The sequence below is a fragment of the Candidatus Bartonella washoeensis Sb944nv genome (assembly GCF_000278135.1).
GTDB lineage: Bacteria > Pseudomonadota > Alphaproteobacteria > Rhizobiales > Rhizobiaceae > Bartonella > Bartonella washoeensis.
This window is the reverse complement of the sequence record NZ_JH725023.1, coordinates 126,616-148,374: the sequence shown is the minus strand read 5'-3', so window position 1 is coordinate 148,374 and position 21,759 is coordinate 126,616. Positions and strand designations below refer to the sequence as shown.

The window sequence follows — 21,759 nt, the reverse complement described above, 5'->3', positions numbered from 1 at the left end:
CTTAGGTCTTAGGTCTTAGGTCTTAGGTCTTAGGTCTTAGGTCTTAGGTCTTAGGTCTTAGGTCTTAGGTCTTAGGTCTTAGGTCTTAGGTCTTACTTAGCAAAAATGTCCCATTTTAAAATTGAAGAAGATCATTTTGCTTCTAGTTTTAGATCTTTTAGGGAATGATAAGAAAAGAGACTTGAAAAATTTGTCAGAGGATGTCAAAAAGAGATATAGAAAAACGGATGGTTCTCTAAAAAATCGTTTTCAAAAGCATTTTGGATATTTTGTTCAAAAATTTTCAGAAAGCGTCGATTTGTGGTGTTGCGAGTCGCTTATGTCTATGCTAGAAACCGGAAAGTTTTTCATTCTGGGTTTTAAGAGCATTCTTAAAATTTGGAATATCTGTTTCATTTCATCTGATAACTATCAGAGAGTCGCTCAAGGGAAAGAGGCGGTATTTCGTGTCGGATTCATTTTCTCTTATACCGCTGCCATTGGTAGATCAACGCTATGCGCAAGCGCTTTTTGATTTTGTTCAAGAAACAGGATCTGTTGAAAATGTTGAAAAGGCAGTGGCATCTTTTTTGGTTGTCTTAGATCAAAATGAAGATTTGAAGCGTTTTGTGCAAAGCCCATTCTTTTCAGCTAAAGAGCAGATTAAAGTCATGCGATCTGTTTGTGAAAGCATCAGGTTTGCTGATGAAGGTGCTGGTCAGATTATTGGTAATTTTTTGCGTGTTATTGCGCTAAACCGACGGCTTTGTGCTTTGTCTGGTATTTTACGTGCTTTCCAGCGCTGTGTTGCTCTTTCTCGTGGGCAAGTTTCGGCGCAGATTGTTTCTGCGTGCCCGTTGAGTTCTCAACAAGAAAAAGAGTTGCGTAAGGCTTTGGAAAGTGTCGTTGGGGGAAAGTTTTTGCTACATATGTGCGTTGATCCAACAATTCTTGGTGGACTAATCATTCGCGTGGGGTCATCACAGATTGATACGTCACTTGTGACAAAATTATCTTCGCTTAAGCTTGCATTGAAAAAAGAGGTCAGCTGATGGATATTAGACCGTCTGAAATTTCAAAAATTCTAAAAGAGCAAATCAGGGACTTTGACCAAAAGGCTGAAGTTTCAGAAATTGGTTGGGTTTTATCTGTAGGTGATGGTATCGCCCGCGTTTATGGTTTGGATAATGTCCAAGCAGGTGAAATGGTTTCCTTTTCAAATGGCGTGCGCGGTATGGCGCTGAATTTGGAAATCGATAATGTCGGGGTTGTGATTTTTGGGTCAGATCGTGATATTCGTGAAGGTGATACCGTTAAGCGGCTGGGATCTATTGTCGATGTTCCTGTGGGGCCAGCTTTGCTCGGCCGAGTTGTTGATGCGCTGGGAAATCCTATAGACGGCAAGGGACCTCTTAAAGCAACAGAGCGTCGTCGTGTCGATGTCAAGGCTCCGGGGATTATTCCGCGTCAGTCAGTGCATGAGCCAATGTCGACGGGATTGAAAGCCATTGATGCGCTTATTCCCATTGGGCGTGGGCAACGTGAGTTGGTGATCGGTGATCGTCAAACAGGAAAAACAGCGATTTTGCTCGATACATTTTTAAATCAAAAGCCTTTTCATGAAAAAGGTGCTGGAAAAGACCAAGACAAAGTGTATTGCATTTATGTCGCTATTGGGCAAAAACGTTCAACGGTTGCACAGTTTGTTAAAGTTTTAGAGGAGCGTGGAGCTCTTGAATATTCAATTATCGTGGCGGCTACGGCTTCTGATCCTGCTCCTATGCAATTTATCGCACCTCTTGCTGGTTGTGCAATGGGGGAATATTTCCGTGATAATGGTCAACATGCTTTGATCGGTTATGATGATCTTTCAAAACAGGCAGTTGCTTATCGTCAAATGTCTCTTCTGCTTCGTCGTCCGCCTGGTCGTGAAGCCTATCCTGGTGATGTCTTCTATCTTCATTCCCGCCTTTTAGAGCGGGCTGCGAAGTTGAATGCTGAGAATGGTTCTGGGTCTTTGACCGCTTTACCCGTTATTGAAACGCAGGCTAACGATGTTTCTGCCTATATTCCTACTAATGTGATTTCAATCACTGATGGGCAGATTTTTCTAGAAACCAATTTGTTTTATCAAGGGATTCGTCCTGCTGTGAATGTTGGTCTTTCTGTTTCACGTGTTGGTTCTGCTGCGCAAATTAAGGCAATGAAGCAAGTTGCAGGTTCGATCAAAGGTGAGTTGGCACAATATCGCGAAATGGCAGCTTTTGCACAGTTTGGTTCCGATTTGGATGCTTCAACGCAACGCCTTTTAAACCGTGGTGCACGTTTGACAGAGCTTTTGAAGCAGCCACAATTTTCTCCACTTAAAACAGAAGAACAAGTTGTTGTTATCTTTGCTGGTGTGAATGGTTATCTTGATCCATTGGCTGTTTCTGATGTCGGCCGCTTCGAGCAGGGGCTTTTAACACTTCTCCGTAGTGACCATCAAGATATTTTAAAGGCAATTGCTAATCAAAAGCAGATAACCGATGACATTAAGGATAAGTTGATTGCTGTCCTTAATACTTATGCGAAAAACTTTTCGTGATGAATTGATGGAATGTTCGAATGGCGTCACTAAAGGATCTGAGAGACCGTATCGCCTCGGTTAAGGCAACGCAGAAAATTACCAAAGCCATGCAAATGGTTGCGGCGGCAAGGTTGCACCGTGCGCAAGAGGCGGCCGAGTCTGGACGTCCTTATGCACAACGGATGGCTGCTATTTTAGCGAATGTTGCTACTGATGTTGATGCTCTTGATGCACCTCCTCTCATGCGTGGTACGGGTCGAGATGATGTGCATCTTTTAGTAGTGTGTACTGCTGAGCGTGGTCTTTGTGGTGCGTTTAATATGCAAATTGCGCGGCGTGCTCGTGAACAGATTGAAACACTGCTTTCTGCTGGTAAAATCGTTAAGATTTTAACTGTGGGTAAAAAGGGAGCAGATATTTTATCGCGTGATTACAAAACTTTTATGATTGATCACGTTGATTTGCATTCTGTAAAGCGGATTGGTTTTGCAGAGGCGGTAATGATCAGCAAGCGGATCATTGATTTATTCGATAAAGGTGCGTTTGATGTGTGTACGCTGTTTTACTCTGAATTTGTTTCAGTGATTAATCAGCGTCCAGTGGCTTTTGGCTTAATTCCAATGATGTCTTCTAAAAGAGCTGTTGAGGCAGGAGATGTCGATGAGAAAGAGGACAAAAGCGGAGATCGACAGTCGACTGTTTATGATTATGAGCCTGATGCAGCTTCTCTTTTGGATGTGCTTGTGCCACGCAATCTTTCTGTGCAAATCTTTCGGGCTTTGCTTGAAAATGTTGCTGGTGAAATGGGCGCAAAAATGACTGCTATGGATAATGCATCCCGTAATGCGGGTGAAATGATTAATAAATTGACGGTGGCTTATAATCGTCAGCGTCAGGCACAGATCACGACAGAATTGATCGAAATTATTGCGGGCGCTGAAGCGCTTTAAACTGAAAAGGTAAGGATTGATGGTAAAAGCAGTGACGTCAAGCAAAGGAGCAGCAAAAGTTGAGCAAAAGAAATCAACTGCTCGTTCAGGCGTGAAAAAAGCCGCCTCGAAATCTCAAACTAGCATAAAGGATTCCTCTGGTCCTGTACGGTCGTCTTCTAAAAATGTGCATGCAAAAGGAGCAGTTGGTGAGATCAAACAGGTTATTGGTGCTGTCGTTGATGTGCAGTTTGAAGGCGTGTTGCCAAATATTCTTAATGCATTAGAAACTGATAATTTAGGTAATCGGCTGGTTTTGGAAGTTGCGCAGCATTTGGGTGAAAATACCGTGCGAACAATTGCAATGGACACAACTGATGGATTGATGCGCGGACAAAAGGTTTTTGATACAGGAACACAGATCACTGTTCCCGTTGGAGAAGCAACCCTTGGTCGTATTATGAATGTGATTGGAGAACCCGTTGACAATGTTGGGCCAATCGCTACCACAAAAACCCGTTCCATTCACCAAGAAGCCCCTCAATATGTTGAACAATCAACGGTATCAGAAATTCTTGTTACTGGTATTAAAGTTGTTGATTTGTTAGCACCTTATTCTAAAGGTGGTAAAGTTGGTTTGTTTGGTGGTGCTGGGGTTGGTAAAACTGTCCTCATTATGGAGCTCATTAACAATATTGCAAAGGCCCATGGTGGATATTCAGTCTTTGCTGGTGTGGGAGAACGCACACGTGAAGGAAATGATCTCTATTATGAAATGATCGAAAGCCGTGTGAATGTGAATCCAAGAGAAAATAATGGTTCAACGGAAGGGTCAAAATGTGCTCTCGTTTATGGGCAAATGAATGAGCCACCAGGAGCGCGTGCACGTGTGGCTCTTTCAGGATTGACTATTGCGGAAAGTTTCCGTGATGAAGGTCAGGATGTTCTTTTCTTCGTAGATAATATTTTCCGTTTTACGCAAGCAGGGGCTGAAGTGTCTGCTCTTTTAGGGCGTATCCCTTCTGCTGTGGGTTATCAGCCAACTTTGGCAACGGACATGGGGGCTTTGCAAGAGCGTATTACCAGTACTAAAACAGGGTCTATTACTTCTGTTCAGGCTATTTATGTTCCGGCTGATGACTTGACAGATCCAGCACCTGCGACATCTTTTGCCCATTTGGATGCAACAACCGTTCTTTCGCGTTCGATTGCTGAAAAAGGTATTTATCCAGCGGTTGATCCGCTCGATTCTTTCTCACGTATGTTAGATCCGCTCATTGTGGGTGAAGAGCATTATTCTGTTGCAAATCAGGTTCAAACCATTTTGCAACGGTATAGATCGTTACAGGATATTATTGCTATTCTTGGAATGGATGAACTTTCTGAAGATGATAAATTGCTGGTAGGACGAGCGCGTAAAATTGAACGTTTCCTTTCGCAACCTTTCCATGTGGCTGAAGCCTTTACTGGTTCGCCCGGAAAACTCGTGCCTTTAGAGGATACAATCAAAGGGTTTAAAGGTCTTTGTGCTGGTGATTATGATGATCTGCCAGAAGCAGCTTTTTATATGGTTGGTTCGATTGATGAAGCCATTGAAAAAGGAAAGCGTCTTATTGCAGAAGCTTCTTCATAAGAAGAAATCTGTGATAGATGCTTGTTGTAGGATGACAAGCGGTTCTTGTGGGGCGCTTCATGGAGGTCAATTTGGAAAACAATAGAGTAGAGCGTTTTTTGTTTGAGCTTGTGTCGCCTGAAAAACTTGTTTTTTCAGAACATGTGACATCTGTTGTTCTTCCTTCAGCTTCAGGTGCTTTAACAGTTATGGCAAATCATGCCCCTTTACTGGCAAGTATTGTCTTGGGGAGTGTTCGCGCGCGCTCTTCTTCAGGTGAAAAGCTGTTTGCTGTTTGTGGAGGTGTTGCTGATATTACTTCTTCGGGTTGTTCTCTTTTAGCAGAGCGTGTTGTTGCTGTTGAACATCTTTCTTTTGATGATTTAGAACAGCGGATTTTGCAGTTTCGCGCAACTTTAGAAGAGAATACGAATGGTGAAATCAGTCATAAAGTAGAAGACTTTTTTCATCAAATTGCAACTGTTGGTGATATATCGATGGAAGCATAACGGGTTATGCAGGAAAAGGTGAAGTGAGCGGCAAAAAAAGTACTGTTGTCCGTACTAAAAGGATGCGAAAGCCTTTTCCTCATCCAGGTGTGGTTTTTGCAGGGCCTTTGCCAAAGTGTTTTGTTTATATTTTTGCCTCTTTTATTTTACAGTGGGCTTATGGCTTAGGGGCAAATATTGTTCAGTCTAATATTATCTATCTTACTGGTGATTTCCATGCAACTCTGACTGAAACCACATGGTTGGTTGCTGCTTATATGGCACCAAATGTCAGTGTTGCCATCATGTTGATCAAGATCCGCTATCAATTTGGGCTTCGCGCTTTTGCTGAATTATCAATCCTTGGTTTCGTTTTGGTCTGCATTTTACAGCTCTTTGTTACCGATTTACGTTCCGCACTGATTATTCGTTTTTTTGCTGGTATTGCTGCTGCACCATTGGCTTCCTTAGCACTTCTTTATATGATGGAAGCTTTTGCACCAGCAAAGAAATTCACCATTGCTCTTAGTTTGAATTATATGAATGCGGCTTTAGCCGTTCCTCTCTCACGTTTGATTTCACCTGATTTATTAGAAAATGGCGGATTTTCTAGTCTTTCAGCGCTGGAAATGGGGTTGGTTCTTATTAGTTTGGGATGTCTCTATGCTCTTCCTCTTACCCCCGTTGTACGCAACAAGGTTATTCAGAAGTTAGATTGGGTTAGTTATAGTTTGATTGCATTTGGTCTTGGAATCAATGCAGTGATTATGTCGGTTGGTAAGTTGTATTGGTGGTATGAGGCATCGTGGATTGGTTGGGGGCTTGCGCTTGCTGTTCTCTCTTTGGTCATAGCCACGATTATTGAGCTTAATAGAGAAAAACCATTAATTGATTTACGCTGGCTTTTCAGTAAAGAAATGCTACAGTCTGTTCTCATTTTATTAGTCTTTCACGTTTTTTTATTAGAGCGATCAACTTTAGCTGCAGAATTTTTTAATCTTTTGGGCTTGTTAAATCGTGAAATGGCGCCCATGTATCTTGCTATTATATTTGGCACCCTTTTGGGGGGTGGAGTGTGTGTCTTTTTTTTACGCTCTGGTCGTGAGGACTATTTTTATCTTTTATCTTTGTGCTGTTTAGCGCTAGGAGCTTATTTAGACAGCCATGTGAACCAGTTTACGCTCCCGAAAGATATGATGTTGAGTCAAGGGTTGATCAGCTTTAGTTATGCGCTTTTTTTACCTCCTGCTCTTTTTAAGGGATTTGTGATAGCTAATAAGCGAGGGCCGAGTTATGTTTTAAGTTTTATTGCTGTCTTCCTGCTGACCCAAGTAACGGGTGGATTAATGGGAGCAGCTTTTTTTGGTAGTCTGCAGCTTTTTTTCGCTCATAAGAATTTTGAGTCTTTAACACAAAATGTTGTTGGTACGGATCCCCTTATTTCAGGTGAGGTAAATACTTTATTTTCGCCCTCTTATGGTCTTTCTATTCCCCATGTATTGGAGGGTGGACAAGGCGTATCTAGGTTGCTTGAGAAGTTTAAGTTAATGGCAAATGTTTTTGCTTACGATGATGTTTTTCGGCTTTATTTTTATATTGCAACAGTTGTATTTGCTATTTTCTTGGCCAAAATATTTTTAAAATCATACTCTTTTGGTGCGTGCAAAAAGCAGAACAATGTTATAAAAGAGGAGTGCAAAAAGTGATAAAAGCGTTACGATCAAGAGCGACGATTATTGCATTCCTATCAGGTGTTACCGGTGTTTTGTTGATTCTATGGGCTTGGAAACTTCCTCCCTTTGTCAGTACAATTCAAATAACCGATAATGCTTCAGTTAAAGGCAATGTTACTCTGGTAAGTTCTCAGATCTCTGGTGTGGTTGCACGGATTTATGTTCAAGATTATCAACGCGTTGAACAGGGAATGCTTTTATTTGAACTCGATGATTCCCTTTTTCGCCAACAGCTTGCACGGGCACAGGCTATTTTGGATTCAAAAAATGCAAAACTTGCAAGTATTGTGTTGCAGGCTCAGCTTTTACAAGGAGAAATTAATACAGCAGAAGCGGAATTGACTCGGTCAAAAGCATTCTCGAATATTCTTCCTGAACACAAGAAATCAGGTTTTGGTGATGGTGCAAGTTCTGTTTCTCGTCCTCTTTCGCAATTATTGGCAGCACTTGAAACAAAACGCCAATTGCAAAAACAGTTGGACCTTGAACGGCAAAGTTTACAGTCAGAGGTTGCCGGAGCAAAAGTTGGCGTTGAGTTGGCTAAGCTCAATCTGAAACACACGAAGATTGTATCTCCTAAAACCGGACATGTTGGGTTGATTGGTGCGCGGGTAGGGCAATATGTATTGCCGGGTACGCAATTGGTTTCGGTCATTTCTGATGATATTTGGATTATTGCCAATTATAAAGAAACGCAACTTTCTCAGATGCGTGTTGGGCAACCTGTTATTTTTTCTGTTGATGCTTTGAACAATCAAAAATTAACAGGGCGAGTGGTTCGTTTCGCACCTGCGACAGGTTCAGAATTTTCATTGTTAAAAACAGATACAGCAATTGGTAATTTCATCAAAATCGCGCAACGTATTTCAGTTCGCATCGCTTTAGATCCTGGACAGCCAGGTGCTGAAAAACTTATTCCTGGTATGTCCGTGGTTACATATGTGGATACTTCAAAACGGGCTTCTGGAGGGTGATATTTTGGGTCTTTTGAGTTTGATTTTTATACCTTTTTCTTATAGCAAATGGGTGTTTACTTTGGAAGATTTCATTTGGTTTTTTTTGATGAATATCTTAAAATATTTTCTGAACTGAAATGGTCATGCTGTTTTGAACCTTTTCTCAAGAGGCATAAAAAATGCCCGCTTTGAAGCGGGCATTGAAACATTTTGTTGTTGGGAAAAGTCTTAATTGTAGGCGTGTTTTTAATTTTTACGCATTAGTAAGAAACCAGCTAAGGCCATCCCTGCAGCCAATGCAAGCGTTGTTTTAGGGTTTGCTTTTGCTTTTTTCTTTAATTGCATAGCATGTTCGTTGAGGTGGTCAAGCGCGTGACGTCCTTTTTGTTTCCATATGTCAAGCATGTCAGAGATGTACTCGAAGCCCTTGTTATCAGAATGCCAACGGTTTACGGGGACGAGTTCATTTTTTAATTGTGCAATACGTTTTTTAATTTTAGCATTTTTGGTGTGGCTCGAAAATAGGCCCATGGGTTTCCTCCTTCATGTTTTATACTGTTTTATGACAGTTAGCATTGTGCTTAGAGTTTTGGTATAACGGCTTGAAAATTGAAAGGTTGCATTCCATTGACTGCTTGTTGTCCGATGGGACAATCAAGGGTTTTGCCTAAATGAGATAATTTTCTTGAATCGGTTTTTTTTAATTATACTCTTTTTAAAATTGTACTCTGGCAAGCGTTGTCATAATGGTGATTGATAGCACAGGTTTTGCAAATTTGAGGATTTGATGAGCATAGCGTATTCTTTATCTAAGCCTTTAGAGCGTCGCCACTCTGTTGCTGTTACGGTTGGTGATGTGGTGGTTGGTGGTCATAGCCCGATAGTTGTTCAGTCAATGACGAATACGGATACTGCCGATATTGATGCAACCGTTGCACAAATTGCAGCCCTTTGGCAGGCAGGTTCGCAATTAGTTCGGATTACTGTTGATCGTGATGAAGCTGCTGCTGCAGTGCCCAAAATACGGGAGAGATTGGAACGCTTGAATATGGCTGTGCCATTGGTGGGAGATTTTCATTATATTGGCCATAAGCTTTTATCAGAACATCCTGCGTGTGCGCAGGCGCTTGCAAAATATCGGATCAATCCTGGAAATGTTGGTTTTGGTGCAAAAAAAGATCGCCAATTTGCGGAAATTATCGAGATTGCTTGTCGGTACCGTAAACCTATTCGAATTGGTGTGAATTGGGGTTCTCTTGATAATGTATTGTTAACACGGCTTATGGATGAAAATGCACAGCAGGAAAATCCCTTATCTGTTGCTGAAGTTATGCGGGAAGCTGTTGTTCAGTCGGCTTTGCATTCGGCTGTTTTGGCTGAAGAGCTGGGATTGGAACGTAATAAAATTATTCTTTCTGCTAAAGTGAGTGATGTTCAAGATCTCATTGCTGTTTATAGCACTTTGGCAGGGCGTTGTGATTATGCGCTCCATTTGGGATTGACAGAAGCAGGTATGGGTACAAAGGGCATTGTTGCTTCTTCCGTGGCTTTGGGAATTTTGTTACAGCAAGGTATTGGAGATACACTTCGTATTTCATTAACACCTGAGCCCGGTGGAGATCGAACACGGGAAGTGAGAGTGGCTCAAGAGCTTTTGCAAGTGATGGGGTTTCGGCAATTTTTGCCTGTTGTTGCAGCTTGTCCTGGATGTGGACGCACAACCTCGACAGTGTTTCAACAATTGGCACAAAAGATTGAAGCGGATTTATATAAAAATATGTCCGTGTGGCGTGAAAAATACCCTGGTGTTGAAAGTTTGAAGGTTGCGGTGATGGGGTGTATTGTCAATGGACCAGGTGAGTCAAAACATGCGGATATTGGGATTTCATTGCCTGGAATGGGTGAAAGTCCAGCGGCACCTGTTTTTATTGAAGGACAAAAGGTGAAAACTTTGCGTGGTAACCATATCGCTGAGGAATTTGAATCTCTTTTAAGTGATTATATTCATACGCGCTTTGGGCGAGGTTGAAACAAACCGTTGAAGAGGACGTAAACAAAAAAGCTTTTGTTTTGCTTGCTTCATATTTTGCTGTGGGTGAAGTGGATGAACTTTTAATTTTTGCGTGTTGCACTAAAGCGGGCAGCTTGTTGGAGCGTTTTCGCTTTGGCACCAAAAGGCTGTAAAAGTGCTTCTGCTTTAGTGATCAGTTCGTCTCGCTTTTTTTGTGTTTCTTCAATGCCATAAAGGCGAACAAAAGTGGCTTTGTGCGCCGCTTCATCTTTACCAGCAGTTTTGCCTAAAACTTCAGTACTAGCGGTGACATCAAGGAGGTCATCCGTCAATTGAAATGCAAGCCCAATATATGTGCCAAAATCAGCAAGGTTTTGGGTCAATGTTTTCGGAGCATTGGCGATGATTGCTCCTGCTTGGCAAGCAAAACTTATAAGGGCAGCAGTTTTCATGTGTTGTAGAGTCATGATGCTGTTGCATTCTTGCGGTTTTTTTTCCGCTTCAAGATCAAGCATTTGTCCCCCTAACATACCGCCCAGTCCTGCTGATTGTGCAAGAGCTGTGATTAGCTTGATTCTGGTTTCGAAGGGCAATGTAGAGGCTTTATGGGCAATAATTTCAAAAGCAAAAGTTAAGAGAGCGTTGCCTGCTAGAATTGCAGTTGCTTCATCAAATGCTATATGGACGGTGGGTTTTCCGCGTCGCAGTGTGTCGTTGTCCATAGCAGGTAGATCATCATGAATGAGCGAATAACAATGGACACATTCTAAGGCACATCCGATATCGAGAGCCTGTTCCACAGGGATATCAAAAAGTGCAGCGCTTTCTGTAACAAGAAAAGGACGCAGGCGCTTACCTCCATTCAGTACACCGTGACGCATGGCTTTTATGAGGATTTTAGGACGGGTAATTTCACCATTTTGGACTTGATCATTTAACAGTGTGTCAAGCCGTCTTTCAACGGTGTTGGCATGTTTTGCAAGAAGAGTGGTAAATTCGTGCATTCTTGATTCCTTTATTTTTGCAAAAAGGGGATCCTAGAATTTAGAGGATAGAGGCTACCATCTTATCTTATTATAGGCAGTTTGCGTGGGCTTTTAATCTCTGTTTCTTAAAAATTTTTTCTTTTATTATTTCTCTATACTGTATGCGCGAGTCCCTGTTAAAGCCAAATAAAAAAATTAAATAAAAGTCTTATTAAAAAGCCTTCAGGAGTGTATGAAACTATCATTTTTGGTAACAGTGGTAAGAGTATTGCCATTTTTGACATTGCCTCTTCTTTGTTATCGGTGTATAAGGCTATCAAATTTTCTGATTTTTTTGATAAAGGCTCTGTCATTTTGACATTGCCTCTTCTTTTTAGTTGATTTGGAGTGTCTTTTTATGGCTGTACCTAAACGAAAAACCTCTCCCTCAAAGCGGGGTATGCGCCGTTCGGCTGATGCCTTGAAGGCGCCAACTTATATTGAGGATAAAAATTCTGGTGAGCTGCGTCGCCCTCATCATATCGATTTGAAAACTGGAATGTATCGTGGGCGTTCAGTTTTAGTGGTTAAAGATTAAGATTTTTATCTTTCTATCAATGGTAAAAATTCATTTTACTTAGAGAAAAGTGCGTGCACGGGCGGATTGTCTTTTTTGGCCACTCTCCTAAGCGAGGGTGTTGAGCCATAAGGTTTCTGGTCGTGCGAAGCATTTTCTTTGGGTTCTTTTGTTATCTTGATAGGTAACTTGAAGCTGTTTTTTGGCCCTTTGTGTGGAGTGTATTGTGAGGGGGAGTGAGTTCTCTTTTTATCCATATCAATGAGATAGATTGGCAAATAAGCTTGCTAATTGGGTTATTTTCCTCAATAACGTTTTTAAGAAAGCATATTTGGTAGATGAAAGGAAGAGTAAAAAAATCAATTTTATCATAAGATATGGAATTGCATATTTCATTCCCACTCAATATCGTATTAATTTCACTAATATAGTGTTGCTATGCAGAACTTTGAGGGTTTCTTCTCAAATATTCTTCTATCACTAAAGGTTTATTCATAAAAATAAAACCAGCTTTTGCTGGTTTCACTCTCTTATCAAAATCTTATTATCAATTATGCAGCACAGACAGCTTCGCTTTTTGCATCTGCTTTATTTCTCTCACTTTTAAATTCACGCTTTGGTTTATTCGAGAGATGCATCTCTATGAGATTAATAGCTTCTGTTTCAGAAAGACTATTAATAACAGCAATTTCACGTGCCATTCTGTCAAGAGCAGCGGTATAGAGTTGGCGTTCGGAATAAGATTGTTCAGGCTGTAGGTTTGAACGAAAAAGATCGCGTACCACTTCAGCGATACAAATAAGATCTCCTGAATTGATTTTAGCATCGTATTCTTGAGCGCGGCGTGACCACATGGTTCTTTTAACCCGTGCTTTTCCATGCAAAATTTTTAATGCACGTTCAACAGAATCAACAGCCGATAATTTGCGCATTCCAACGGAAATGGCTTTTGCAATTGGTACTTTAACATCCATTTTATCTTTAGCAAAATGAATAACAAAAAGTTTTAATTTGTGTCCTGCAACTTCTTGATCTTCAATCGCTATAATCTGTCCTACTCCATGGGTAGGGTAGACGATATATTCAGAGGTTGAAAACCCTTTAACATTGGAGGAAGTTCCATGTTGGGATGCCATATTTTAATTTACTCCCTTTATGACCAACAAATGTACCGGAAAACAGGCTAAAAGCCTGAACGTTGAATGTTCTTTGACCAAGTATATTACATTAATTTAATGAGCATAAAAGTTAAGTACTTTTAAATCCAACAAAAAATACCTTGCTCTACAATAAGAAAGCAAGCACAATACTTAGAAAGATGATCATGTTAAAATAACATTAACATCAAAATTCAGAAGAATCAATCATTTCACTCAGGAATTTTTATTTTTACAAGAAAAAGATCTCAATTTCTGAAAACACATGGTGCGCGTTGTATCATTATTATTCGCCGCTTCCTGGATTTTCTGAAAAATACTTTTCTAATTTATCTGGAACGCCATCCATTTCTTTTGCTTGAGGAAGAGGGTCTTTCCGAGTGGTTAAATTAGGCCATTTGGTGGCATAATGGAGATTGAGTTCTAGCCATTTTTCTAACCCTGGCTCTGTGTCAGGTTTAATGGCTTCCGCTGGGCATTCTGGTTCACATACACCACAGTCGATACATTCATCGGGATGAATGACAAGCATATTTTCACCTTCATAAAAACAATCAACAGGGCAAACTTCAACGCAATCAGTATATTTGCAATGAATGCAGTTGTCAGTTACTACATAAGCCAAGATCGAACTCCATTTCTATTTAGTGATCTTTAGAAGAAAGAGGATGTGCGTTTTTGTCTTTATCTTTTATGAGTTGATCGCGTAGCGCAGCTAATTTTGCAAAAGGAGAATCGGAATTGGGACGTATCCTTGCAGATGATTGATTATTCGTGCGTTTGGTGTGCTGTTTATTAGACTTGTAAGAGTTTTTGTTATGTGATGTGGCTTCTCGAGAGCTGTCTTCATTTGTATTTGCTCCTTTTTTAAAAGCCTTTCTCTGTTTGTTTTGCCACTTGTGTCGAGATTTATCACGGTTTTTTTGTGTGTGGTGGTGAAAGTGAGGGTTATAACGCCATAGTAAAACAACTTTATCTTCTGCTGCAACGCGTTTTTGCTTGGCAAAATCACCAACAGGTTCAGCTGCCGGTAAACAATCTCTGGTATCGGCCTGTGTTTCAACAGAAGTGGGTAAAGCTTCTTTCTCTCCCTGTGTTGTTTCCAATGTGCATATTGTTTGCCATTGGTCGCCAATAAATTCTGCTGCAGGAATATCTTGTGCCGCTATATTTGTATCAGTAGAGGCTTTTTGTGCAAGGAGATTTTGTTCAAGAACAGCATTGCTTATGGCATGCGATTGGTAACCAAGTCCCTTTAGAATTTCTTCCATATCGGTTCCATTGGCACCAAGAATAGACATCATTGCTGGGGTGACAAAAAAACTTTTGCCATCATAGGCTCCATCGGGTTTGGGTTCAGTTCCTTGTTTCCAATGAAGTGTAGGGCGGATAAGGTTAGCAAGACGTTCTAAAATATCAATCCTTACAGCACGTTGCCCTAAGATACGATAACCAGCTAACTGATAAAATTGGCGGTTGTAAGTAGGATCCACAACCAAAGAGGTTCGTCCAGTAGATAACGCTGCAAAAATTTCACTCAAGCCATTTTGGTCATGCCCTTCATTTTGAAGATTCCACAGCAGCGTAATTGCCTGAACGGGAGCTGGTTTAATCATCCCTGCAACATAGATATGAAAAGCGCCAAAACGAACACCTAACCTCCGAAGCACCGCACGCGATTCTTGGTCAATATTTTTAATAATTTCAGCTATTTCTCGCCGAGGTATTATTCCTAAAGAGTTGACAAGTCGTAAGGCTAGACTGCTTGTTGAATCCGTCAAATTATCGGCATTGCGCAAATCAAAGAGTGGCTTTAAAGCTGTTTCAAAATGAAAAGTGACAAAACGCTCTAATCGATTCACCACTTTATCGCGTGCTTCTCCCGTTAGTTGCGTATCTGCTAAAACAATCAGTTTGGGTTTTAAAAAATCTTCTGTTGCAACAAGTTGCCCTACGGGTTGGCCAATCCAGCGCACAATTCCATCAGAACTGAGGGTGAAATCTCCATTGGCACAAGCACAAAAACGCGTTGCACGTTTGGAAAAAGCAAGAATCAAATTTTCATTATTTGCTAAAATTTGTGTATCAGCAGCTTGATCCGTATTGTTCTTGTTAGCATAAAAACGAAAACCTTCAAACTTGCCATTTCCATGTTTTTCAATAAGAATATCATCCTGAAAAATATCATTCTGTTGAACAATCTTGCTATCCATGATCATTTTCTTTCTCAGTGCGAGACTGGTAAAAAGCTTCTTCCCGACAATTGCATAATTGTGCTGCTCCTTTAACACGTTTGTTGCGTTTTCTTCAATCATTCTTGTCGTTTTTTTGTCGCTTTAACTTTAGCTGTTTCCTTTTTTCATACATTTTGGATGTTTTATGTATATTTTCGCGCAATGGTTGTATTGTATAGCTGGAAGCATAAATAAATTCTTTATGCAAAAGGCAAGTAAGCCGACAATCAAAAAAACAGCATTTGTTTTGTTTGCTTGTTTTTTTTTTTTACGAGCTTGTTATGAAGAAATGAGGACAAAGTTTTTCCCGGTATTTCTTGGGGTAAAGAGCGTATTTATATTGTCATTTTGTGAGTGAAACTATGTCTTTATGACAATAAGTTTTACCATGACAATAAAAAAACGATTGCGATTATAAAAATACACGCTAAAGTAGTGCGTGTAAAAACAAACAACTTATACGTTCTTTGAAGAAGAACGGTGATGTCGTTGCCAAATCAACTTTGATAATTTTAATCGCAAGGGGTTATTATGGGTAATCTTTCAAATGCTGTTTATAAAAACAGCAAAAATTATAGCGATGCAGACAAAAGTTTGGGACGCAATATGATGCGTTCTGCTATGCAAGCGCCTTATCTTGAACGACAAAAAGAGCATGATTTGGCTCTGCGATGGAAAGACAAACGAGATGATGATGCCATGCATCAAATTGCAGCGGCTCATATGCGTTTGGTTATTGCAATTGCTAACCGTTTTAAACGTTTCAAAATGCCACTGGGGGATCTGGTACAAGAAGGCTATGTAGGGCTATTGGAAGCTGCTGCACGTTTTGAGCCTGATAGGGAGGTGCGTTTTTCGACTTATGCAACATGGTGGATTCGTGCTTCTATCCAAGATTATATTTTACGAAATTGGTCAATCGTTCGAGGAGGGACAAGTTCTTCGCAAAAAGCGCTTTTCTTTAATCTTCGGCGTTTGCGGGCGAAACTGGTGCAGGATGATAGTGCTCTTTCAAAACAAGATATCTTTCGTACAATCGCTGAAAAACTTGGCGTTTCAGTTCGTGATGTTGAAACGATGGATTTCCGTTTTTCTAGTTCTGATAATTCATTGAGTGTTGCTGTTTCTGAGAACAGTGATAATCCTGTTGCTAAAATGGATGCGCTTGTCGATGATAGTCCTCTTCCTGATGCTTTAATTGAGCAAGTGATTGACGGTCAACGAAGGGCACAATGGCTTTATGATGCGCTGCAAATTCTCAATGAACGGGAACTTGAAATTATTCGTTTCCGCCGCCTTAATGAAGAGGGCGCTACTTTAGAAGTTTTGGGTGAAAAATTGGGAATTTCAAAAGAGCGGGTGCGTCAAATTGAAGCACGGGCTTTGCAAAAGCTGCGTTCGGCTTTGCTTACTGCTCATTCAGCAGATGCTTATGATGTGTAAGCTAAGTGAGCGCTGTTCGGGAAAAAGTTGAGAGTGCATATGTGTATGAGGGGGCACAATAAAACTGGTTTTAGAAGCTGAGAAGCTGGTTTTAAAGGAATGAATGGATCAATGCGAGAAATATTGAAAAGTGCAGAAGTAATTTAAGTGAGGACATAAGCGAATCAAGAGCGCAGAAAATGATGAACAAGATTGCTTTTTTACTGCGTGATAATTTTGACATGTGTCCTTGCGGATAAAGTTTGGGTTGGTGCGAGCGCATTGAGAATACGAAACAATTTTTCTTTGTGCGCGGTATCTTGCATTTTATTGGCCAAGCTTGCAATGCTTTCCCCCTTTTTAACGCGTACAATGCGGATTCTCAAGGGTTTCAGCTTGTTTAACTGTGATGATGAAAGAGGGTGAAAGTTTTGTAGCGTGTTTTTGGCAACAGTTGCAAAGTTTTCGGAATTATGAGGGGCAGCAGTAATGAAGCGAAAGATGTGTTTGTTGAACAGAATGACAGCTACATCAAATTGCCATTGTTCATTGGTAGCGCGCGCATGCGCTCCAGGCAGACCTTGAATCGTGATTGGGCGAACAGAGGATTTATCCAGTCCTACAACCCATCCGCTTGTTAAATAATCACTTGCAGATATTTCGGCAGGGTGCGGTACAGCATCAAAACGAATAGCAATTTTATCTGGGCTACTGGCCCAGACAGTGTGTACTGAATTTTCTATGGTGAAAGTATTTGGAACGGAAAAAGTTACACGCAATTGCGGGTGAATAAATTGGTTTCCTCGTATAAAGCCTGTGTGAAAGCTGCCTCCAAAAATCATGCCATCAATGTTTTTGAGAAAAGAATCACGATCAGTCTTTCCAATGTTTGTTGTACTGATTTTACGCGCTTTTTCTATCGCAAGCCGAATCCGTTGCGGGGTGGTTGGATGTGTTGCTAGAAAATCTAGGGAAGCATTTGTGGTATCTGAGATATTATGAAAGGCACTATACGCTTCCATGGATTGGAGAAAGCGCGGTGAAGCGAACGGGTCAAACCCAGCTTGTTTGAGCATTTCGAGCGCAATTGAATCGGCTTGTAGTTCTTGATTGCGTGAAAATTGTGCAAATTGTCGCTTGTCTCTAAGGGTATTGTAACGTTTGGCGTGAGAGAGAAAATTTTGTGACATGCACTCTGTCATCTTCAATTCGGCTTCTTTTTTTAGGCGTAAAATGCCGTGATTGGCAGTGATATGGGCTATTTCATGGGCTAAAATTGCTGCAACTTCTGAAGAATCATTAGCCAATGCTAGCATGCCGCGGGTTAAGTAAATGTAGCCGCCTGGTAGAGCAAATGCATTAACACTTTCGGAGTCTAGAATTGTTATAGAATAGGTTTGGTGAGAGTTTTGTGACACAGCAGTGAGTTTATGCACAATATCTGCTAACATGCGTTCAAGTTTTGTATCATGATAGGCACCGCCATATATTCGTAAAATATGCGGATGGTGTGTAGTACTTAATGAAGCATAGATATCGTTCCTCTCGGCGTGGTTCATTCTTGCAGAAGAATTGCAAGAGGAAAGCATATCATTTGGAACGTGACCCGTATGACAAGCGAAAAGCAAAAGCATGAGGCTTAAAAGAGATGCTTTATACATTTTGGTGCGAAAAAAGAATGTTCGTTGAAAAATTTGGTGTTGATCAGTATGCACTTTGTTTTCTGTTGGTATTTTGACAAATTTCATCGGTATCTTCGTATTACAATAAAAAAGCTTTTTGGAAAGGATTCTTTTGGCTCTATCACGGTTATTATTTATAAAAAGATGAATTTATAAAAAAATGACCTAAAAAGAAAGCATTACGAAAAAGGCAGTGTCTGTCATGACAACATTTACAATATTATTAAACGGAGATGTTTGTATCACCGATCGTTTGCGTAATCAAATTCGCAATAGCCGAGTGATTGCTGCCGATGGTGGAATGCGTCATGCCGAAGCACTGAATGTTGTGCCTGAGTTATGGTTGGGGGATTTTGATTCCTCTGATCAGACTTTAATAGGCAAATATGATGACATTCCCCGTGAGGTTTTTCCTTCTGATAAAGATATGACCGATAGTGCACTGGCATGTGAGAGAGCTCTGCAAAAGGGTGCCAAACGGCTGATTTTGTGTGGTGCTTTTGGAGGTGAAAGAAGTGATCATAGCCTTTCTCATATGACGCAAGCACTGGTGATGGCCGAAAAAGACATTTCAGTGTTATTAACCAGCGGTTTTGAGGAAGGGTGGCCGGTTTTACCAAAGCCTTTTTGCGCTGATTTACCTGAGGGGTTTCTCTTTAGTATTATCGGTTTTTCTGACCTACAGGGATTAACCCTCTCTGGCGTAAAATGGCCAATTTATGGCAAAAATGTACCATTTGGATCTTCTTTAACACTGTCTAACCGTGTTTGTGGAACTTTTTCTTGTCATTTATGTTCTGGAAAAGCTATATTGCTTGCGTCTGTACCTATTCCGCAAAGCTCTTCCAGTAGATTTGAGTAAGGTAGGGGGGGGCATAGTGACTTAAGTGCTGACATGAGTGATATACTTTGGTCTCGAGAAGGAGAGTTTTTATATGTTAAAATCAATTTTGAAAGTGGCTGTTGTTTCAGCCATTGGTTTAAGTTCAGCAGCTTGTACTGTTAACGATCAACGGGTTGCACGTTATGGTGTAGGAGGAGCCGCAATAGGGGCCTTGGCAGGAACAGCAATTGCTGGAAGTACTCCTGGAGCAGCATTGACAGGTGCAGCATTTGGTGCTCTTGCAGGGTCAGTAACAGGTGTTGCTGCAAATCAGAAAAGACAACAGTCTCAGGTTGCCCAACAGTCATCAATGTGTACGTATCGTGGACATAGAGGTCGGATATACCAAGCGCCTTGCCATCACAAAGTAGCGCCACAATTGTGTACTTACCGTGATGGAAGAGGTGCAGTGTATCAGGCACCTTGTCCTCGACGTGTTCGTTAATGGCGGTGCCGCTGCTGCGGCTTGAGCGTATTTTCCTAACCTTTGGAAAAACTCCCTTGCTCAACCAAGCTTTTCTGTCGGTAGAGCAAGGGGCGCGTGTTGCACTCGTGGGCCGTAATGGCTGTGGAAAATCAACGCTGTTAAAAATTGCCGCTGGAATAAGTGAACCAAATGAGGGCGAAATTTTTCGCCATCCGCGGGCGACGCTCCGTTATGTATCACAAAATCCTGAGTGTTCAGGGTTTGAAGATATTCGCACTTTTGTGGAAGCTGGTCTTGATGCTATACCTGATGCACAATGGATAAACACACTTTTGGCAAATCTTGGTTTTTCAGGAACCGAGAAGTTGGCGACGCTTTCTGGTGGTGAAAAGCGGCGCGTTTCATTGTTGCAAGCAATTGCTGCAAAACCAGATGTTCTTCTTTTGGATGAACCAACCAATCATCTCGATTTACCAACCATCGAATGGCTTGAAGGTGTTTTATGTTCTTTACGTTGTGCGATTGTGGTGATTTCCCATGATCGGCGATTTTTAGAAAATGTTACGCGTTCCACAGTATGGCTTGATCGGGGTACGACAAAAAGACTGGAAAAGCGTTTTTTAGAGTTTGAAAATTGGCGCGATAAGGCTCTTGAAGAGGAAGCCCTAGAGCAGCACAAATTAGGACGACAGATTGCACGTGAAGAACAATGGGTGCGCTATGGCGTGAGCGCACGACGTAAGCGTAATGTGCGGCGTTTGGCAGCGTTAAAAGAACTAAGACAGCAGCATCAAACCACTAAAGGGCCGCTTGGAAGTGCGCTTTTGGCAGCTGCTAAAAGTCACGATTCTGGCCAATTGGTGCTAGAAGCAAAGCGAATTTCAAAATCTTATGGCGAGCGCGTTTTGGTAAAAGATTTCTCTTTGCGCGTTCAGCGTGGTGATAGGATTGGTCTGGTTGGTCCCAATGGTGTAGGAAAGACAACCTTGCTTTCCGCTCTGATCGGCAAGGAGGCGGTTGATAGTGGCACGGTGAGGCATGGTTATAACCTCTCCATGGCGCTGCTTGATCAACAACGTATTTTAAATGAAAAAGAAACTTTAGCACAGTATTTAACGGATGGTAGAGGCGAGACTCTTTTGATCAACGGGCAAGAGCGGCATGTCGTTTCTTATATGAAGGATTTTTTGTTTTTACCCGAACAGGTGCGTACACCCATTAAAGAATTGTCAGGTGGAGAAAGAGCTCGTCTCATGCTTGCACGGCTTCTTTCACAACCTGCGAACTTTTTGATTCTCGATGAACCAACCAATGATTTGGATATGGAAACATTGGATGTTTTGCAAGAATTTATTGCTGATTTTGCCGGGACAGTCTTGTTGGTTAGCCATGACAGAGATTTCTTAGATCGAACCGTGACCCATACATTGGCGCCCCAAGGTGATGGTCGCTGGATTTTATATGCTGGTGGCTATAGCGATATGATGGCACAAAGCAAACAAGACGCATTGTACGCGCGTAAAGAATTGTCACAGCGCAAAGAGCTGTCAAAGTCTCTTGTACAGGAGAATGCAAAACATCTCTTATCACCAAATCGTGGCTTTATGGAGCGGGAGAAAACAAAGTCACGCAAATTATCTTATAAGCAGGTTTATGCATTGGAAAAATTGCCTGAGCAAATCGCTGCTTTGCAGAATGAAATTAAAGAAATTGAACAAGAACTCTCTGATCCAACGCTCTATTGTAAGAATAGAGAGCGTTTTGAGCATTTATCAACAGTGCTGGAAGAGAAGAAAAATTTTTGTGCGCAAAAAGAAGAGGAATGGTTGGAACTTGAAATTTTACGTGAAGATATAGAGGGTGCGAAGCCATAAAGCGCTCTAGCGTTCATTCTTCTCGAGAGGATTTTTACAGATTGTTGTGATTGTTTCTCTTTCACTTTATGTCTGTTTTGGCATCATTCTTTATGAGATGAGTGCATGTACTGGAGAAGAAAAATATCTTTGCACAAAGGGAAGAAGATCCTTGGAATTTGAATTCTTGTGCGAGGATAGTGAAAAATACTGAATGTATGAAGACAGTGAAAAAGAAACATCTTTTGAATTTCATAAGGTTCACATACTAAGATTTTTCAT

At 41.1% G+C, this 21,759-nt stretch carries 20 protein-coding genes; 13 read left to right on the top strand and 7 right to left on the bottom strand.

What is annotated here, in order from left to right:
* The first annotated feature begins 446 nt into the window (after positions 1–446).
* From MCQ_RS03210 to MCQ_RS03180, 7 genes are all read left to right on the top strand, one after another.
* The gene (locus MCQ_RS03210) at positions 447–1,031 is read left to right on the top strand and encodes a F0F1 ATP synthase subunit delta (protein WP_006923511.1); all 585 of its coding nucleotides are present in this window, start codon (positions 447–449) and stop codon (positions 1,029–1,031) included.
* Positions 1,031–2,566 (top strand): F0F1 ATP synthase subunit alpha, encoded by a 1,536-nt coding sequence (atpA, locus tag MCQ_RS03205; protein WP_006923510.1) that lies wholly within the window; start codon positions 1,031–1,033, stop codon positions 2,564–2,566. Before MCQ_RS03210 ends, atpA begins: the two co-directional genes overlap by 1 nt.
* Positions 2,567–2,586: 20 nt before the next feature.
* Positions 2,587–3,498, top strand: a complete 912-nt coding sequence (locus tag MCQ_RS03200; protein ID WP_006923509.1) for a F0F1 ATP synthase subunit gamma — start codon at positions 2,587–2,589, stop codon at positions 3,496–3,498.
* A 19-nt stretch (positions 3,499–3,517) separates the two neighbouring features.
* Positions 3,518–5,110 (top strand): F0F1 ATP synthase subunit beta, encoded by a 1,593-nt coding sequence (atpD, locus tag MCQ_RS03195; RefSeq protein ID WP_006923508.1) that lies wholly within the window; start codon positions 3,518–3,520, stop codon positions 5,108–5,110.
* Positions 5,111–5,181: 71 nt separating this feature from the next.
* Positions 5,182–5,598, top strand: a complete 417-nt coding sequence (gene atpC, locus MCQ_RS03190) for an ATP synthase F1 subunit epsilon (protein WP_181461080.1) — start codon at positions 5,182–5,184, stop codon at positions 5,596–5,598.
* Between the two features lie 23 nt (positions 5,599–5,621).
* Entirely contained in the window at positions 5,622–7,283 is a 1,662-nt protein-coding gene (locus tag MCQ_RS03185) for an MFS transporter (RefSeq protein ID WP_006923506.1), read from the top strand.
* Positions 7,280–8,284, top strand: a complete 1,005-nt coding sequence (locus tag MCQ_RS03180) for an HlyD family secretion protein (RefSeq protein ID WP_006923505.1) — start codon at positions 7,280–7,282, stop codon at positions 8,282–8,284. Before MCQ_RS03185 ends, MCQ_RS03180 begins: the two co-directional genes overlap by 4 nt.
* Before the next feature lie 228 nt (positions 8,285–8,512).
* Here MCQ_RS03180 and MCQ_RS03175 read toward each other — a convergent pair whose 3' ends face one another.
* Positions 8,513–8,797 (bottom strand): hypothetical protein, encoded by a 285-nt coding sequence (locus tag MCQ_RS03175; protein ID WP_006923504.1) that lies wholly within the window; start codon positions 8,795–8,797, stop codon positions 8,513–8,515.
* A gap of 256 nt (positions 8,798–9,053) precedes the next feature.
* Here MCQ_RS03175 and ispG point away from each other — a divergent pair, with 256 nt between their 5' ends.
* Positions 9,054–10,295: a flavodoxin-dependent (E)-4-hydroxy-3-methylbut-2-enyl-diphosphate synthase gene (gene ispG, locus MCQ_RS03170; RefSeq protein ID WP_006923503.1), complete on the top strand. Its 1,242-nt coding sequence runs from the start codon at positions 9,054–9,056 to the stop codon at positions 10,293–10,295.
* An 83-nt stretch (positions 10,296–10,378) separates the two neighbouring features.
* Here the strand turns inward: ispG and MCQ_RS03165 are convergent, their stop codons facing one another.
* Together MCQ_RS03165 and MCQ_RS09340 are read right to left on the bottom strand one after the other, a co-directional pair.
* A complete protein-coding gene (locus tag MCQ_RS03165; protein ID WP_006923502.1) occupies positions 10,379–11,281 on the bottom strand; it encodes a polyprenyl synthetase family protein in 903 nt (300 codons plus the stop codon).
* 158 nt (positions 11,282–11,439) lie between these two features.
* Complete coding sequence (locus MCQ_RS09340) at positions 11,440–11,616, bottom strand: hypothetical protein (RefSeq protein WP_006923501.1); 177 nt, start codon at positions 11,614–11,616, stop codon at positions 11,440–11,442.
* A 44-nt stretch (positions 11,617–11,660) separates the two neighbouring features.
* Here MCQ_RS09340 and rpmF point away from each other — a divergent pair, with 44 nt between their 5' ends.
* A complete protein-coding gene (gene rpmF, locus MCQ_RS03160) occupies positions 11,661–11,840 on the top strand; it encodes a 50S ribosomal protein L32 (RefSeq protein ID WP_006923500.1) in 180 nt (59 codons plus the stop codon).
* A gap of 530 nt (positions 11,841–12,370) precedes the next feature.
* On the opposite strand, the gene MCQ_RS03155 is transcribed toward rpmF, so the two are convergent.
* From MCQ_RS03155 to MCQ_RS03145, 3 genes are all read right to left on the bottom strand, one after another.
* The gene (locus MCQ_RS03155; RefSeq protein WP_006923499.1) at positions 12,371–12,955 is read right to left on the bottom strand and encodes a CarD family transcriptional regulator; all 585 of its coding nucleotides are present in this window, start codon (positions 12,953–12,955) and stop codon (positions 12,371–12,373) included.
* A gap of 307 nt (positions 12,956–13,262) precedes the next feature.
* On the bottom strand, positions 13,263–13,601 hold the full coding sequence (fdxA, locus tag MCQ_RS03150) for a ferredoxin FdxA (protein WP_004857785.1): 339 nt from the start codon (positions 13,599–13,601) through the stop codon (positions 13,263–13,265).
* 19 nt (positions 13,602–13,620) lie between these two features.
* Complete coding sequence (locus tag MCQ_RS03145) at positions 13,621–15,189, bottom strand: hypothetical protein (protein WP_035007930.1); 1,569 nt, start codon at positions 15,187–15,189, stop codon at positions 13,621–13,623.
* Positions 15,190–15,741: 552 nt separating this feature from the next.
* On the opposite strand from MCQ_RS03145, the gene MCQ_RS03140 reads away from it, so the two are divergent.
* Entirely contained in the window at positions 15,742–16,653 is a 912-nt protein-coding gene (locus MCQ_RS03140; RefSeq protein ID WP_006923497.1) for an RNA polymerase factor sigma-32, read from the top strand.
* Between the two features lie 200 nt (positions 16,654–16,853).
* Here the strand turns inward: MCQ_RS03140 and MCQ_RS03135 are convergent, their stop codons facing one another.
* Positions 16,854–18,380 (bottom strand): M48 family metalloprotease, encoded by a 1,527-nt coding sequence (locus tag MCQ_RS03135; RefSeq protein ID WP_006923495.1) that lies wholly within the window; start codon positions 18,378–18,380, stop codon positions 16,854–16,856.
* Between the two features lie 136 nt (positions 18,381–18,516).
* On the opposite strand from MCQ_RS03135, the gene MCQ_RS03130 reads away from it, so the two are divergent.
* The 3 genes from MCQ_RS03130 to MCQ_RS03120 all read left to right on the top strand — a co-directional run bounded on the left by MCQ_RS03130 (position 18,517) and on the right by MCQ_RS03120 (position 21,498).
* Positions 18,517–19,176 carry a thiamine diphosphokinase gene (locus MCQ_RS03130; RefSeq protein WP_006923494.1) on the top strand — a complete coding sequence of 220 codons (660 nt, stop codon included), beginning with the start codon at positions 18,517–18,519 and terminating at the stop codon, positions 19,174–19,176.
* Between the two features lie 73 nt (positions 19,177–19,249).
* Positions 19,250–19,642: a hypothetical protein gene (locus MCQ_RS03125; protein ID WP_006923493.1), complete on the top strand. Its 393-nt coding sequence runs from the start codon at positions 19,250–19,252 to the stop codon at positions 19,640–19,642.
* Positions 19,642–21,498: an ABC-F family ATP-binding cassette domain-containing protein gene (locus MCQ_RS03120; RefSeq protein WP_006923492.1), complete on the top strand. Its 1,857-nt coding sequence runs from the start codon at positions 19,642–19,644 to the stop codon at positions 21,496–21,498. The genes MCQ_RS03125 and MCQ_RS03120 overlap by 1 nt, the downstream gene beginning before the upstream one ends.
* Positions 21,499–21,759 lie beyond the last annotated feature (261 nt).

Bases quoted from the DNA above. Each gene is read 5' to 3' on its own strand.
- MCQ_RS03165 (WP_006923502.1), bottom strand. From the start codon at position 11,281: ATGCACGAATTTACCACTCTTCTTGCAAAACATGCCAACACCGTTGAA.
- MCQ_RS03175 (WP_006923504.1), bottom strand. From the start codon at position 8,797: ATGGGCCTATTTTCGAGCCACACCAAAAATGCTAAAATTAAAAAACGT.
- MCQ_RS03125 (WP_006923493.1), top strand. From the start codon at position 19,250: ATGTTAAAATCAATTTTGAAAGTGGCTGTTGTTTCAGCCATTGGTTTA.
- ispG (WP_006923503.1), top strand. From the start codon at position 9,054: ATGAGCATAGCGTATTCTTTATCTAAGCCTTTAGAGCGTCGCCACTCT.
- MCQ_RS03120 (WP_006923492.1), top strand. From the start codon at position 19,642: ATGGCGGTGCCGCTGCTGCGGCTTGAGCGTATTTTCCTAACCTTTGGA.
- MCQ_RS03140 (WP_006923497.1), top strand. From the start codon at position 15,742: ATGGGTAATCTTTCAAATGCTGTTTATAAAAACAGCAAAAATTATAGC.
- MCQ_RS03155 (WP_006923499.1), bottom strand. From the start codon at position 12,955: ATGGCATCCCAACATGGAACTTCCTCCAATGTTAAAGGGTTTTCAACC.
- rpmF (WP_006923500.1), top strand. From the start codon at position 11,661: ATGGCTGTACCTAAACGAAAAACCTCTCCCTCAAAGCGGGGTATGCGC.
- MCQ_RS03135 (WP_006923495.1), bottom strand. From the start codon at position 18,380: ATGAAATTTGTCAAAATACCAACAGAAAACAAAGTGCATACTGATCAA.
- MCQ_RS03145 (WP_035007930.1), bottom strand. From the start codon at position 15,189: ATGGATAGCAAGATTGTTCAACAGAATGATATTTTTCAGGATGATATT.
- MCQ_RS03200 (WP_006923509.1), top strand. From the start codon at position 2,587: ATGGCGTCACTAAAGGATCTGAGAGACCGTATCGCCTCGGTTAAGGCA.
- atpA (WP_006923510.1), top strand. From the start codon at position 1,031: ATGGATATTAGACCGTCTGAAATTTCAAAAATTCTAAAAGAGCAAATC.
- MCQ_RS03130 (WP_006923494.1), top strand. From the start codon at position 18,517: ATGACAACATTTACAATATTATTAAACGGAGATGTTTGTATCACCGAT.
- atpD (WP_006923508.1), top strand. From the start codon at position 3,518: ATGGTAAAAGCAGTGACGTCAAGCAAAGGAGCAGCAAAAGTTGAGCAA.
- MCQ_RS09340 (WP_006923501.1), bottom strand. From the start codon at position 11,616: ATGACAGAGCCTTTATCAAAAAAATCAGAAAATTTGATAGCCTTATAC.